The organism is Saccharothrix sp. DSM 118769 (assembly GCF_052936295.1).
Window position 1 is genome coordinate 711,311 of the sequence record NZ_CP193627.1, and the last position, 13,047, is coordinate 724,357.

Consider the following 13,047-nt stretch of genomic DNA (forward strand, 5'->3'; position numbering starts at 1 on the left):
TGACCAGGTCGTAATGGCCGCATCCGTGTGGCCCCGCCCACACCACGAATACCGTCCCTCCCACGCTGCGGAAGCGGTCGACTCTGCTCGGTCACACCGAACAGGTGGGAGGACCCATGTCACGTGCACGCTTAGTCCCGGCAGCACTCGCGGTCGTCGTCGTGGCGGCCGGGTGCGGCTCCGCCGAGGACACCTCGACGGGCTCGGACACCGAGGCTGCCATCACCATCTTCAACACCGAGCCGGAGAACCCGCTCGTGCCCGGCAACACCACCGAGGTGGGCGGCAGCCGGGTGCTGGACCCGCTGTTCACCGGCCTCGTCGAGTACCGCTCCGAGGACGCGCAGCCCGCCAACGCGATGGCCGAGTCCATCGAGACCACCGATTCCAGGGTCTTCACCGTGAAGATCAAGCAGGGGTGGACCTTCCACGACGGGACGCCGGTCACCGCCAAGAGCTTCGTGGACGCCTGGAACTGGACGGCCTACGGCCCCAACGCCACCCAGGGCGCCAGCTTCTTCTCCCAGGTCGAGGGCTACGCCGAGGTCCACCCGAAGGACCCGGACGGCGCCGACGGGCCGCAGGAGGCCCCCACCCCCGCCGTCAAGGAGATGTCCGGCCTCAAGGTCGACGGCGACCACCAGTTCACGATCACCCTGTCCGAGCCGTTCGCCGTCTTCCCGGTGACCATCGGCTACGAGGTGTTCGCGCCGCTGCCCGAGGCGTTCTTCAAGGACCAGAAGGCGTTCGAGGCCAACCCGATCGGCAACGGCCCGTTCAAGTTCGTCTCGCGCGCGGTCGGCACCGACATCAAGCTGACCCGCAACGACGACTACAAGGGCGACGACAGGCCGAAGTTCAAGGACCTGACGCTGAAGGTCTACCAGAGCCGCGAGTCGGCCTACGCGGACCTCGTGTCGAACAACCTGGACTTCATGGAGGAACTGCCGCCGAACGCCCTGGCGGGCAAGAAGTACGAGACGGACCTCGGCGACCGGGTCGTGCAGCGCGAGACGCTGAACATGCAGACCATCGCCTTCCCGTTCTACCTGCCGCCCTACGACAACGCGGACCTGCGGCGCGCGATCTCCATGGCCATCAACCGCGAGGAGATCACGCAGCGGATCTTCGAGGGCACCCGCAAGCCGGCCGACGGCTGGGTGCACCCGTTGATGAAGGGTTACAAGCCCGGCCAGTGCGGCGACTACTGCACGTTCGACCCGGAGAAGGCGAAGGAGGCGTTCGCCAAGTCCGGCTACACCGGCGAGATCGTCCTGCTGTCCAACACGGACGGCGGCCACCAGGAGTGGGCCGAGGCCGTGGCGAACAGCATCAAGAACACCCTCGGCGTCGAGGCGCGGTTCGTGCCGTCGACGAGCTTCGGCGAGTTCCGGCAGAAGGTCAACGCGCACGAGATGACCGGCATGTACCGGGCGGGCTGGATCGCCGACTACCCGTCGATCGAGAACTGGCTGACGCCGCTGTACCGCACCGGCTCGTCCTCCAACGACGGGCTCTACAGCAACCCGGCGTTCGACGCGAAGCTCGCCGAGGCCGACAAGGCGACCAGCGAGGACGAGGCCATCGACCTCTACCTGGAGGCCGAGCGGATCATGGCGCCCGACGTGCCGACCGTGCCGCTGTGGACGCAGTTCACCGTCGGCGGCAAGTCCGACCGGCTCAAGGTCGCGAACCTCGACCCGTTCCGCACCCTCGACCTGTACTCCGTGGAAGTGGCATAGCGCTCTGGGGTGACGGGTCGGTCCGGGTCCGCCCCCGCCGGGGCGGGACCGGGCCGACCCCCGGCGGTGGGAGGCTCCGTTGGGGCGTTACGTGCTGCGCAGGCTGTTGCAGATGGTCCCGGTGTTCCTCGGGACGACGTTCCTGATCTACGTGATGGTGTGGGCCGTCCCCGGCGACCCGTTCGAGGGCAAGTGCGGCGAGCGCGACTGCCCCGCGTCGTACGTGTCGGCGATGCGGGACCGGTTCAACCTCGACGACCCGCTGCTCGTGCAGTACGGCAAGTACCTGCTGAACCTGCTCCAGGGGGACTTCGGGCTGACCTCGTCGGGGCTCCAGGTCGCCGACCGGATCGCGGCGACGTTCCCCGTCACGCTCAAGCTCGCCCTGGTGGCGCTGGTCGTCGAGGCGGTCATCGGCATCACCGCCGGCGTGGTGTCCGGCCTGCGCAACCGCGGGTTCCTGGACAGCCTGGTGCTGGTGTCGACGCTGTTCCTGATCTCCATCCCGGTGTTCGTCACCGGGTACGTGGTGCAGCTCGTGTTCGGGCTCCAGCTCGGCTGGATACCGCCGACCGTGACGTCGCCGACCATCGGCAACCTGGTCGTGCCCGGATTCGTGCTGGCGTCGCTGTCCATGGCGTACGTGGCGCGGCTGTCGCGGGCGAGCATCTCGGAGAACCGGCGCGCGGACTACGTGCGCACCGCGCTGGCCAAGGGCCTGCCGCCGCGCCGGGTGGTGGGCGTGCACCTGCTGCGCAACTCGCTCATCCCGGTGATCACGTTCCTGGGCACGGACCTGGGCGCGTTCCTCGGCGGCGCGATCGTCACCGAGGGCATCTTCAACGTGCCCGGCGTCGGCGGCCTGGTGTTCCGGTCGATCCTCACCAAGGACGGCGCGATGGTGACCGGCGTGGTCACCGTCCTGGTGCTCGTGTACCTGCTGATGACGCTGCTGGTGGACCTCCTCTACGCCGTCCTGGACCCGAGGATTCGCTATGACTGAGCAGATCGCCTCCCTGGTCGAGGAACGCCCCCGCGGCCTGTTCGGCGACGCCTGGCACACCCTGCGCCGCCGCACCCTGTTCTGGGTGGCCGTGTCGCTGATCCTGCTGGTCGTGCTGATGGCGGCGTTCCCGGGGCTGTTCGCGCCCGGCGACCCGAACCTCGCGCAGCTGTCCCGCTCGCGCGGCGCGCCGTCGTCCGAGGCGTGGTTCGGCTACGACAACCAGGGCTACGACATCTACACCCGGGTCGTGCACGGCGCGCGGGCGTCCATCGTGGTCGGCCTGCTGTCCACGGTGGGCGTGGTGCTCCTCGGCGCGTCGGTCGGGATGCTGGCCGGGTTCTACGGCGGGTGGCCGGACGCGCTGGTGTCGCGGGTCGCCGACGTGTTCGTGGGCGTGCCGTTCGTGCTCGGCGCGATCGTCATCCTCACCACGCTGAACGCGGGCGGCGGCGCCGGGCCGGTGCGGATCGTCGCCCAGGTCGTGCTGTCCATCACGGTGCTGTCCTGGCCGGTGGCCATGCGGATCATGCGGTCCACCGCCGTCGCGGCCAAGCAGCAGGACTACGTGAAGGCGGCGCGGGCGCTCGGCGCGCCGGCGTCGCGGATCATCGGCAAGCACATGCTGCCCAACTGCGTGGCGCCCGTGCTCGTGTACTCGACCATCGCGCTCGGCGCGTTCATCGGGGCCGAGGCGACCCTGTCCTACCTGGGCATCGGGCTGCGCCCGCCGGTCGTGTCGTGGGGCGTGATGATCAGCGGCGCCAAGGACTACCTGCGGGTGGCGCCGCACGCCCTGCTGTTCCCGGCGGGGTTCCTGACCGCCACCGTGCTGGCGTTCGTGATGCTGGGCGACGCCGTGCGCGAAGCCCTCGACCCCAAGTTGCGGTGAGGTGGGCTGTGCTGGAAGTCGAAGACCTGCACGTCGAGTTCCGCACCCGCGACGGCGTGGCGCGGGTGCTCAACGGCGTGACCTACCGCGTGGACGCGGGGGAGACGCTGGCCGTGCTCGGCGAGTCCGGGTCGGGCAAGAGCGTCACCGCGCAGGCCGTCATGGGCATCCTGGACACGCCGCCCGCGTTCGTCACCCGCGGTTCCGTGCGGTTCCGCGGCGAGGAGCTGCTGACCGCCTCACCGGAACGGCGTCGCGCGGTGCGGGCGTCCGGCGTGGCGATGATCTTCCAGGACGCGCTGTCCGCGCTGAACCCCGTGTTCACGGTCGGGTTCCAGATCGAGGAGCAGCTGCGGCTGCGGCGCGGGATGAGCCGGTCCCAGGCGCGGGCGCGGGCGATCGAGCTGCTCGACCTGGTGCGCATCCCGTCGGCGGCGCAGCGGGTGCGCGAGTACCCGCACCAGTTCTCCGGCGGCATGCGGCAGCGGGCGATGATCGCGATGGCGCTGGCGCTGGACCCGGAGGTGCTGATCGCCGACGAGCCCACGACGGCGCTCGACGTGACCGTGCAGGCGCAGGTCATGGACCTGCTCAAGGAGATCCAGCGCGAGCGGTCCATGGGGCTGGTGCTGATCACGCACGACCTGGGCGTGGTCGCCGAGGTCGCCGACCGGATCGCGGTGATGTACGCGGGGCGGATCGTGGAGGAGGCCGACGCGCTGTCGCTGTTCCGCTCGCCCGGCCACCCGTACACGGCGGCGCTGATGCGGTCGCTGCCGCGGCTGGACTCGTCGAAGCACTCGGCGCTGGAGACCATCCGGGGGCTGCCGCCGAGCCTGCTGCGCATCCCGCCGGGGTGCCCGTTCCACCCGCGGTGCCCGCGCGCCGAGGCCGTGTGCGCGGTGGACGTGCCCGCGTTCGTGCCGCTGGGTGCGGGGCGGGGCAGTGCGTGCCACTTCGCGGAGGAGGTCGTCCGTGGCTGAGCTGCTGGAGGTCCGGGGGCTGGTCAAGCACTTCCCGGTGACGCGCGGGGTGCTGTTCCGGCGCACGATCGGGCAAGTGCGCGCCGTCGACGACGTGTCGTTCTCGCTGCGCGCGGGGGAGACCCTGGGCGTGGTGGGCGAGTCGGGCTGCGGCAAGTCCACGCTCGCGCAGGTGCTGATGCGCCTGGAACCGCCCACGGCCGGGACGGCGCTGTTCGAGGGCGCGCCGATGTTCTCGCTGCGCGGGGCCGCGCTGAAGGCGTGGCGGCGCGACATGCAGATCGTGCTCCAGGACCCGTACACCTCGCTGAACCCGCGGATGACCGTGGGCGACATCATCGGCGAGCCGTTCGACATCCACCCCGAGGTCGCGCCGCGCGGGTCGCGGGCCGGGCGGGTGCGCGAGCTGCTCGACGTGGTCGGGTTGAACCCGGAGCACGTCAACCGCTACCCGCACCAGTTCTCCGGCGGGCAGCGGCAGCGGGTCGGCATCGCGCGGGCGCTGGCGCTGCGGCCGAAGGTGATCGTGTGCGACGAGCCGGTGTCCGCGCTGGACGTGTCCATCCAGGCGCAGGTGATGAACCTGCTGGCGTCGTTGCAGTCGGGGTTCGGGCTGTCGTACGTGTTCATCGCGCACGACCTGTCCGTGGTGCGGCACCTGTCCGACCGGGTGGCCGTGATGTACCTCGGGAAGATCGTGGAGATCGGCACCGAGCGGGAGATCTACGAGCACCCCACGCACCCGTACACGCAGGCCCTGCTGTCGGCCGTGCCGGTGCCCGACCCGTCGTTGCGCGGGCGGCGGGACGTGATCCGGCTGACCGGCGACGTGCCGTCCCCGATCGACCCGCCGTCGGGCTGCCGCTTCCGCACCCGGTGCTGGAAGGCGCAGGACGTCTGCGCCGTCGAGGAACCCGCCCTGGTCACCCGCGTGGGCGACCACCCGAGCGCCTGCCACTTCGCCGAAGAACGCCACGTCGTCCCGTGAGCGCATGACACGAGGGTCGTGAGCGCATGACACGCCGGCTGTGAGCGCATGACACGCGGTGTGCTCGGCGTGTCATGCGCTCACGACCTGTGTGTCATGCGCTCATGACCGGGTCAGCGGTTGGAGGCTGACTGGACGAAGGCGGCCAGGTCCTTCGACTGCTGCACGCGGGACGGCTCGTGGACGTACATCATGTGGCCCGCGGGGTAGTAGGCGTGCTCGATGTTGGCGTGCAGCTCGGCCGGGACGCGCAGGTGCGCCACCACGTGCTCGGCCGCGTAGTACGGGGTCGCCCCGTCCAGGTGGCCGTACGCGACGTGCACCTTCAGGTGCGGGTTGGCGCGCATCGCCGCCGCCAGCCGGTCGGCCACCGTCACGTGCACCCCCTCGAACTCCTTGTACGACCACGGCCGCACGTTGCCGGTCAGGATCTCGTACGGCAGGTCGTTCTCGTAGCCCAGCTCGGCGCGCACGTAGTGGTTCAGCGCCGCCGTGTACGGCCCGAGGATCGCCGAGTACGACGGGTCCTGGCTGAAGTGCTCCCGCCCGTGGTCGACCTCCGGGCCGGTGAAGCGCGAGTCCAGCCGGCCGACGACGAGCCGCCGGTCGCGCAGCAGCTCGGTGAAGAACCGGACGTGCTCGATCCTCAGGTCCACCCGGTCCACGTAGTCGGTGGACAGGCCGGTCAGCCCCGCGAGGCGGGTCACGGCGGCCTCGCGCTCCTCGGCGGTCAGCCGGTTGCCGCGCGCCAGCGCCCACGGGTAGTCGCGGGAGGCGAAGTCCTCGGCGTCGGCCAGCACGTCCTCCAACGACCGGTCGCCGTGCAGGCCGTGGTAGTGCGCGATCGCCGCGTACGTGGGCAGGAACAGGGTGTGCGGCAGGTCGTTGCCCTCGCTGAAGTCCAGCGTGGCGAAGTCCAGGACGGACGAGATGAGCATCAGCCCGTTGAGGTACATGCCGTAGCGGGTCTGGAGGTGGTCGGCGAGGCCGGCCGCGCGGGTCGTGCCGTACGACTCGCCCGCGAGGAACTTCGGCGACATCCACCGGCCGTTGCGGGACGTCCACAGCCGGACGACCTCGCCGACGGACTCCAGGTCGCCCTGGAACCCGTGGTACTGGCCGGGCTTCTCGCCCTTCACGGCCCGCGAGTACCCGGTGGACACGGGGTCGATGAACACCAGGTCGCTGTGCGCGAGCAGCGTCTCGGCGTTGTCGACCAGGTCGTACGGCGGCGGCGCCAGGTCGCCCACGTCGCCGGAGACCACGCGGCGCGGCCCGAGCAGCCCCAGGTGCAGCCACACGCTGGAGGAGCCCGGACCGCCGTTGAACGCGAACGTCACCGGCCGCCGGGCCGGGTCCGCGCCGTCCAGGGTGTAGGCGGTGACGAAGACCTCGGCCTTCGGCTGGTGCCCGTCGAACTTGCCGTCGGTCAGCACCTCCTGGCGCAGCACCACCCGACCGGTGGTCGTGGTGTAGTTCAGCTTGCGCCGCTTGACGGTGATGCTGTGCTGGGTGGTGACCAGGTCGTCGGTCGGGAGGTCCTCCGCGGTGCCCTTCCCGGCGTCCTCGGGCTGTTCTTCGGTGGTCTTGTCCGTCATGGTCGAACTCTACGATCGGAGTCGCGGTCCGTGCTCGTGCCGACGGGTCCGGTCGGCGGCGCGCCCGCTTCCGCCGAAGCCCGGCGGGGTCGCGGGACCGCAGGGCATCCTGGTGCCATGAAGCCCCGGCTCGCGCTCGTCCTCCTCACGGGGTCCGCGCTCGTCCTGGTGGCGTTCGCCGCGCGCGGCGCGTCGCCGGTGGTGTACGCGCCGCGGGCCGCGGGCGACGAGGACGCGCCCACGACGACGGTCACCGCCGCCACCGAGGTGCTGGACACCGGTGTGGGCGGGTCGGTGGTGGGCGGGTCGTTCGCCGCGCTGCTGATCGTGCTGGTCGCGGTGGCGCTGATCGTGGTGGTGGGGCTGCTCGTCGCGCTCGGCGCGCACCGCCGCCGCCGTCGCCGGGGGAGGGGCGGCGCGGTCGACGCGCCGGTGCTCGACCCGGGCCACGCGGACGCGCCCGCGATCCTGCTGCGCCGCGCCACCGAGGCGCTGGCCGAGCTGCGGGCCGACCGGGGCGGGCCGCCGGGTGACGCGGTCGTCGCCGCCTGGCTCGCGCTCGAACGCGCCGCCGAGGACAGCGGCGTGCCGCGGCGGGGGCACCAGACGCCCACCGAGTTCACCGGCGACCTGCTCGCCCGCCACCGGGTCGACGAGGAGGCCACCGGCGCGCTGCGCCGCGCCTACCAGCGGGCGCGGTTCGGGGTCGCCGAGGTGACCGAGGAGGACGCCCGCACGGCCGCCGAGGCCCTGGAGCGCGTCGTGCGGGACCTGCGGTGACGCCGCTCGCCGGGATGGGCCGGGCCGTGGCGCTGGCCGTCGTGGCCGCGGTGGTCACCGCGTTCCTGCTGGTCAGGTACGGCGCGCCGGTGCACTGGGCGGTGCTGTGCGCGCTGCCCGCGGCCGGGTTGGCGCTGCTCGTGGCACGCCTGCCGCGCGCCACCGACGTCGTCTGGGCGCCGCCGCCCGCGCACGTCGCCGGGGCCACCAGCACGCAGGCCGACGCGCTCGCCGGGCGGCTCGCCGAGGCCGCGGTCGACCAGGACCGCTTCAGGACCCGCGTCCAACCGCGCCTGCGCCGCCTCGCCGACGCCCGGCTGCGGCAGCGGCACGGCATCCCCGACGTGCACGACCCGAGGGCGCGCGACGTCCTCGGGCCCGAGCTGCACCGCCTGCTCACCGACCCGACCGCGCCGCTGCCCGAGCCCGCGAGGCTCGTCGACCTCCTGGAGAAGCTGTGACCACCCCGCCCCCGCCACCCCCGCCCAGCGCCGTCGCGACCGAGGCCAAGGCCGTGCTGGCCGCCGTCGGCACCGTCGTCGTGGGCCGGGAGCGGTCGTTGAGGCTCGCGCTCGCGGCCGTCCTCGCCGGCGGGCACGTGCTGCTGGAGGACGTGCCCGGCCTGGGCAAGACGCTGATGGCGCGCAGCCTCGCGCAGGCGCTCCGGCTGGAGTTCACCCGCCTCCAGTGCACGCCCGACCTGCTGCCCGCCGACGTCACCGGCTCGTTCCTCTACAACCCGGCCGACCAGGGCTTCACCTTCCGCGAGGGCCCGCTGTTCACCGGCCTGCTGCTGGCCGACGAGATCAACCGCACGCCGCCCAAGACGCAGTCCGCGCTGCTGGAGGCCATGCAGGAGCGGCAGGTCACGGTCGAGGGCCGCACGTTCCCGCTGCCGCGCCCCTTCCACGTGCTGGCCACCGCGAACCCGGTCGAGTACGAGGGCACCTACCCGCTGCCCGAGGCCCAGCTCGACCGGTTCCTGCTGCGCCTGGACATCGGCTACCCGCCGCCCGCCGAGGAGGTCGAGGTGCTGCGCCGCAGGCTGGCCCGGCGGCGCGAGGAGACCGAGGTCGAACCGGTGCTCGACACCGAGCGGCTGCGGCTGCTCCAGTGGGGCGTCGAGCAGGTCGCGGTGGACGACGACGTGCTGCGCTACTGCGTGGACCTGGCCGCCGCGACCCGCGCGCACCCCGCCGTCGAGGTCGGCGCGTCGCCGCGCGGCGCGCAGGCGCTGGTGCTCGTGGCCCGCGCGCTGGCCGTGCTGGACGGCCGGGACTTCGTGCTGCCCGAGGACGTGAAGGAGTGCGCGGTGCCCGCGCTGGCGCACCGCCTGACCCTGCGCCCGGAGACGTGGACGTCCGGCACCACGGGCGTGGAGGTCGTCACCGAGCTGCTGGGCCGGGTCGCGGGCCCCGCGAGCAGCCGGTCGTGAGCGCCGACGCGCCGGACGGCCGGGCGCGGCGGCTGCGGGAGGCGCTCACCGGCGGCCGGGGCGCGCACTGGCACCCCACCGACGCGCTGGTGCGCGGCCTCGCGCTGGGCGTGGGCCCGGTCGTGCTCGGCGTGCTGCTGCACCGGGTCGAGCTGGTGCTGATCGGCGCGCCCCTGCTGGTGTCGACGCTGCTCGCGCTCACCGCGCCGGTCGGCGGCACCCCGGCGGTGCGGGTCCGCGACCTGCCCCGCACGGGCGAGGTCGGCGCGGCGACGTCCGCGGTCGACGTCGACCCGGGCCGGGGCGCGGAGCTGCTGGCGGTCCGGCTGCCCGCCGGGGACGGGGGCGTCGGCCCGGTGCACCTGCTGCCCGCCACCTCCCGGCGGATCGAGGTGGTGCTGCGCCGCGACGCGTGGGGCGAGGGCGTCGACCTGCGGCCCGACCACCTGGTGGCCGGGCCGGACGCGCTGCTCGTGCACGGCCCCGTCACGGCCGGCGAGCGCGGCCGGGTGATCCTGCCGCCGGTCGAGCCGCTGCCCGCCGGCCTGCTGCCCGCGCGGGCGGTGGGCCTGGTCGGCGCGCACCGGTCGCGGCGGCCGGGCGACTCGGTGGAGCTGCGCGACATCCGGGCGTTCCAGCCGGGGGACCGGCTGCGCCGCGTCGACTGGCGGGTGTCGCTGCGCAGCGGCGCGATGGCCGGGTCGCCGGCGGGGACGAGCCTGCACGTGCGCGAGCACCACGCGGAGGCCGACGCGGACGTCGTGCTCGCCCTGGACACCCGCCTGGACGTGGGCGCGGACCTGGGGGAGTGGTCGGCGGCGGTGCGCGACGCCACGGTGCGGCCCGGCGGCAGCCTCGACCTCGCGGTGCGGGCGGCGGCGTCGCTGGCCGCCGGCTACCTGCGGCAGGGCGACCGGGTGGCCCTGGTGGACCTGGCCCGGCCGCGGCTCGGCGTGCGGCCGGGCGCGGGACGGCGGCAGCTGCTGCGGCTGCGCACCCAGCTCGTGGTGTGCGCGCGGTCCGCGGGGTGGGCGCAGCGGCCCGTGCTGCGGCCCGAGCAGGTGCCGCACGGCGCGCTGGTGGTCGTGCTGTCGACGTTCCTCGACGCGGACGTGGTGGAGCTGGCCGTGCACGCCGCGCGGCGCGGCAACGTCGTGCTGGCGGTGGACGTGCTGCCCTCGCCGCTGAGCGCCGACCGGGACGCGCCGTGGGGCGAGGTCGCGGCGGCGGTGATCCGGGCGGAGCACGACGTGCGGCTGGAGGCGATGCGGCGGCACGGCGTGGCCGTCGTCGGGTGGGGCGAGCCGATCGCGGGCGTGCTGCGCCGGGCGCGCGGTGGACGGGGGGTGACGCGGTGAGCACCGGGGACGGCACGGGCGCGCGGCGGGCGTCGGGCGATTCGGGGAGTGACCCGGCGGGCACGGGGGACGGCACGGGCGCGGCGGGCGCGCGGCTGGGCCGGGGGCTGCCCGGCTGGACGCTGCGGGCGGCCATCGCGGCGGACTGCGCGGCGGTGGCCGCGGTGCTCGCCCTCAACGGCGTGGAGGGGCTCGCACTCGCCCTCTACCTGGTGCTGGCCGCCGCCGCGGCGGCGATCCCGGCGTCCGCGGCGGTCGCGCTGCTCATCGGCTACCCGGCGGCGGCGATCGTGCTCGCGTCCGGCGGACCGCGCTGGCCGGCCGTCTTCGCGCTGGTCGTGCTGCTGCACCTGCTGCACGTGCTGGCCGCCTACGCGGCCCTCGTCCCGGTCCGCTCCCGCATTCACCCGGAGGTGTTAAGGGCACCGGCGAGGAGGTTCGCCGGTGTTCAACTGGGCGTGTTCGCGCTCGGCGGGCTCGTCATCCTGTTGCCGGACGGCCGAACGGACGCACCGGTGGAGGTCGTGGCCCTGCTGTGCGCCCTCGGGCTGGCCGTCGCGGCGGTCCTCCTGCTGCGCCGGCGGGGCTGAGGGAACGGGCCCCGCGGCTCAGCGCGAGCTGAACATCTGGATCGTTCCTCTCAGCGGCTTCACCCCCCGTTGCTGGTCAGCGGCCGAGTGTCGACCGTCACCCGGCGACAGTGGTCACAACGGGCCCCGTCGATGCGCGCTAATGCCCTCCTCGGTGCGACCATGTGTGTATGGCTGCTGTGAAGTCGCAACCCACACGGATCGTGATCGTCGGCGGTGGGTACGTCGGCATGTACACCGCGCTGGGCTTGCAGAAGAAGCTGCGTTCCGGCGAGGCGTCCGTCACGGTGATCGACCCCCAGCCGCACATGACCTACCAGCCGTTCCTCCCCGAGGCGGCGGCCGGTTCCATCGAGCCGCGCCACGTCGTGGTGCCGCTGCGCAAGGTGCTCAACCGCTGCCACGTCGTCACGGGCCGCGCCACGAAGATCGAGCACTCGCGCAAGACCGTCACGGTCTCGCTCGCCGACGGCCACGTCGAGGAGTTCGAGTACGACGTGCTGGTCTCGGCGCTGGGCGCCATCTCGCGCACCCTGCCGATCCCCGGCCTGCCCGAGGTCGGCATCGGCATGAAGACCATCGGCGAGGCCATCTACCTGCGCAACCACGTGCTGTCGCGGCTGGACCAGGCGGCCAGCACGAACGACCCGGAGCTGCGCAAGCGCCTGCTGAGCTTCGTCGTCATCGGCGGCGGCTTCGCCGGCATCGAGACGCTGGCGGAGCTGGAGGACATGGCCCGCTACGCCCTGCGCTACTACGAGGGCCTCACGGCGGCGGACATGCACTGGGTGCTGGTCGAGGCGACCAACCGGATCATGCCCGAGGTGAGCGCCCGGCTCGGCGTCTACACGGTCGAGCAGCTGGAGAAGCGCGGCATCACGTGCTACCTCGACACCCGCGTGAAGACGATGGAGGGCGGCCACGTCGTCCTCGACGACGGCACCGAGTTCGACTCGGACACCATCATCTGGACGGCCGGCATGAAGGCCAACCCGATGCTGCGCGACACCGACCTGCCGCTGGACCCGCGCGGTCGCGTGCAGTGCACGGCCGCCATGCAGGTCGTGGGCCTGCCGGGCGTGTGGGCGGCGGGCGACTGCTCGGCGGTGCCGGACCTGTCGCGCACCGAGGAGGACCCGACGGCGACCTGCGTGCCCAACGCGCAGCACGCCATCCGCCAGTCGAAGCTGCTCGCGAAGAACATCGTGGCGAGCCTGCGCGGCGGCAAGCCGAAGGACTACCATCACAAGTACGTGGGCTCGGTGGCCGGCCTCGGCCTCTACAAGGGCGTCGCGGACGTGTACGGCATCCGCCTCAAGGGCGTCCTCGCCTGGTTCATGCACCGCAGCTACCACGTGATGTTCATGCCCACGGTCAACCGGAAGTTCCGGGTTTTCGTGGACTGGACGCAGGCGCTGTTCTCGGGCCGCGAGGTCGTGGCCCTCGGGCAGATCCACGAGCCGAAGGCCGAGTTCGACCGGGCGACCAGGAGCTGAAACGCGAACGGCCCTCGTGACGCACCGCCGTTCAGGCGTGGTCGAGCGGGGGCCGTCTGGCTCAGTGTCTCAACTTGATCCCCCAATCGGACCAACGTTCACGCAGTTGCCTTGACATTGCGTAACGTGAACCCGAGAATACGGCTGGTGTATCGCCTGAATGCGTGATGCATCAGTGGGAG

The 13,047-nt window shown here is 72.9% G+C and carries 12 protein-coding genes; 11 read left to right on the plus strand and 1 reads right to left on the minus strand.

What is annotated here, in order from left to right; translation table 11 throughout:
* Window positions 1-116 precede the first annotated feature (116 nt).
* The 5 genes from ACRAKJ_RS03465 to ACRAKJ_RS03485 all read left to right on the plus strand — a co-directional run bounded on the left by ACRAKJ_RS03465 (window position 117) and on the right by ACRAKJ_RS03485 (window position 5,608).
* Window positions 117-1,742 (plus strand): ABC transporter substrate-binding protein, encoded by a 1,626-nt coding sequence (locus ACRAKJ_RS03465; RefSeq protein WP_438924847.1) that lies wholly within the window; start codon window positions 117-119, stop codon window positions 1,740-1,742.
* A 79-nt stretch (window positions 1,743-1,821) separates the two neighbouring features.
* Complete coding sequence (locus ACRAKJ_RS03470; RefSeq protein WP_438924848.1) at window positions 1,822-2,745, plus strand: ABC transporter permease subunit; 924 nt, start codon at window positions 1,822-1,824, stop codon at window positions 2,743-2,745.
* Entirely contained in the window at window positions 2,738-3,637 is a 900-nt protein-coding gene (locus tag ACRAKJ_RS03475) for an ABC transporter permease subunit (RefSeq protein ID WP_438924849.1), read from the plus strand. Before ACRAKJ_RS03470 ends, ACRAKJ_RS03475 begins: the two co-directional genes overlap by 8 nt.
* 8 nt (window positions 3,638-3,645) lie before the next feature.
* Window positions 3,646-4,620 (plus strand): oligopeptide/dipeptide ABC transporter ATP-binding protein, encoded by a 975-nt coding sequence (locus tag ACRAKJ_RS03480; RefSeq protein ID WP_438924850.1) that lies wholly within the window; start codon window positions 3,646-3,648, stop codon window positions 4,618-4,620.
* Window positions 4,613-5,608, plus strand: coding sequence for a dipeptide ABC transporter ATP-binding protein (locus ACRAKJ_RS03485; protein ID WP_438924851.1), 996 nt, complete (start codon window positions 4,613-4,615; stop codon window positions 5,606-5,608). The genes ACRAKJ_RS03480 and ACRAKJ_RS03485 overlap by 8 nt, the downstream gene beginning before the upstream one ends.
* 113 nt (window positions 5,609-5,721) lie before the next feature.
* On the opposite strand, the gene ACRAKJ_RS03490 is transcribed toward ACRAKJ_RS03485, so the two are convergent.
* Entirely contained in the window at window positions 5,722-7,206 is a 1,485-nt protein-coding gene (locus ACRAKJ_RS03490) for a S10 family serine carboxypeptidase-like protein (protein WP_438924852.1), read from the minus strand.
* A gap of 117 nt (window positions 7,207-7,323) precedes the next feature.
* Between ACRAKJ_RS03490 and ACRAKJ_RS03495 the strand changes: the two genes are divergently transcribed.
* The 6 genes from ACRAKJ_RS03495 to ACRAKJ_RS03520 all read left to right on the plus strand — a co-directional run bounded on the left by ACRAKJ_RS03495 (window position 7,324) and on the right by ACRAKJ_RS03520 (window position 12,865).
* Window positions 7,324-7,986: a DUF4129 domain-containing protein gene (locus tag ACRAKJ_RS03495; RefSeq protein WP_438924853.1), complete on the plus strand. Its 663-nt coding sequence runs from the start codon at window positions 7,324-7,326 to the stop codon at window positions 7,984-7,986.
* On the plus strand, window positions 7,983-8,447 hold the full coding sequence (locus ACRAKJ_RS03500) for a hypothetical protein (protein ID WP_438924854.1): 465 nt from the start codon (window positions 7,983-7,985) through the stop codon (window positions 8,445-8,447). The genes ACRAKJ_RS03495 and ACRAKJ_RS03500 overlap by 4 nt, the downstream gene beginning before the upstream one ends.
* Entirely contained in the window at window positions 8,444-9,421 is a 978-nt protein-coding gene (locus ACRAKJ_RS03505) for an AAA family ATPase (protein WP_438924855.1), read from the plus strand. Before ACRAKJ_RS03500 ends, ACRAKJ_RS03505 begins: the two co-directional genes overlap by 4 nt.
* A complete protein-coding gene (locus ACRAKJ_RS03510) occupies window positions 9,418-10,779 on the plus strand; it encodes a DUF58 domain-containing protein (RefSeq protein ID WP_438924856.1) in 1,362 nt (453 codons plus the stop codon). The genes ACRAKJ_RS03505 and ACRAKJ_RS03510 overlap by 4 nt, the downstream gene beginning before the upstream one ends.
* Window positions 10,776-11,369 carry a hypothetical protein gene (locus ACRAKJ_RS03515; protein ID WP_438924857.1) on the plus strand — a complete coding sequence of 198 codons (594 nt, stop codon included), beginning with the start codon at window positions 10,776-10,778 and terminating at the stop codon, window positions 11,367-11,369. Before ACRAKJ_RS03510 ends, ACRAKJ_RS03515 begins: the two co-directional genes overlap by 4 nt.
* A gap of 170 nt (window positions 11,370-11,539) precedes the next feature.
* Window positions 11,540-12,865 carry an FAD-dependent oxidoreductase gene (locus ACRAKJ_RS03520; RefSeq protein WP_438924858.1) on the plus strand — a complete coding sequence of 442 codons (1,326 nt, stop codon included), beginning with the start codon at window positions 11,540-11,542 and terminating at the stop codon, window positions 12,863-12,865.
* The last annotated feature ends 182 nt before the right edge of the window (window positions 12,866-13,047 follow it).